At 50.3% G+C, this 1,174-nt stretch carries 1 protein-coding gene; it reads left to right on the top strand.

Annotation, left to right across the window (positions count from 1 at the left end):
• Window positions 1–1,174, top strand: a 1,174-nt coding sequence (tuf, locus tag BM329_RS14245; protein WP_092554483.1) for an elongation factor Tu, incomplete at both ends; no start/stop codon positions are given.

The following is a 1,174-nucleotide window of genomic DNA, read 5'->3' as shown; positions in this document are numbered from 1 at the left end:
TGTCTAAAGAAAAGTTTGAACGTTCAAAACCGCACGTTAACGTTGGTACTATAGGCCACGTTGACCACGGTAAAACTACCCTGACTGCTGCAATCACCACCGTTTTGGCAAAAACCTACGGCGGTAGCGCCCGTGCATTCGACCAGATCGATAACGCACCAGAAGAAAAAGCGCGTGGTATCACCATCTCTACTTCTCACGTAGAATACGATACCCCTACTCGCCACTACGCACACGTTGACTGCCCAGGCCACGCCGACTATGTGAAAAACATGATCACCGGTGCTGCGCAGATGGACGGCGCGATCCTGGTCGTTGCTGCAACTGATGGCCCAATGCCACAGACTCGTGAGCACATCCTGCTGGGTCGTCAGGTAGGCGTTCCTTACATCATCGTGTTCCTGAACAAGTGTGACATGGTTGATGACGAAGAGCTGCTGGAACTGGTAGAAATGGAAGTCCGTGAGCTGCTGTCTCAGTACGATTTCCCAGGCGACGACACACCAATCATCCGTGGTTCTGCTCTGAAAGCGCTGGAAGGTGAAGCCGAGTGGGAAGCGAAAATCATTGAACTGGCAGAAGCCCTGGATTCTTATATCCCAGAGCCAGAGCGTGACATTGACAAGCCATTCCTGCTGCCAATTGAAGACGTCTTCTCCATTTCCGGTCGCGGTACAGTAGTTACCGGCCGTGTTGAACGTGGTATCGTTAAAGTGGGTGACGAAGTTGAAATCGTTGGAATCAAAGATACCACTAAAACAACGTGTACCGGCGTTGAGATGTTCCGTAAACTGCTGGACGAAGGCCGTGCAGGTGAGAATGTAGGCGTTCTGCTGCGTGGGACTAAGCGTGACGAAATCGAACGTGGTCAAGTATTGGCTAAACCAGGTTCAATCAAGCCACACACAACTTTCGAATCAGAAGTTTATATCCTGAGCAAAGATGAAGGTGGCCGTCATACTCCATTCTTCAAAGGTTACCGTCCACAGTTTTACTTCCGTACAACTGACGTAACCGGCACTATCGAACTGCCAGAAGGCGTAGAGATGGTAATGCCAGGTGACAACATCAACATGATCGTGACTCTGATTTCACCAATCGCAATGGACGAAGGTCTGCGTTTCGCAATCCGTGAAGGTGGTCGTACTGTTGGCGCTGGTGTTGTTGCTAAAGT

The sequence above is a fragment of the Xenorhabdus koppenhoeferi genome (assembly GCF_900116635.1).
Taxonomy (GTDB): domain Bacteria; phylum Pseudomonadota; class Gammaproteobacteria; order Enterobacterales; family Enterobacteriaceae; genus Xenorhabdus; species Xenorhabdus koppenhoeferi.
Note: the sequence above shows the minus strand (reverse complement) of the source record. Positions and strands in the feature narration are given on the sequence as shown.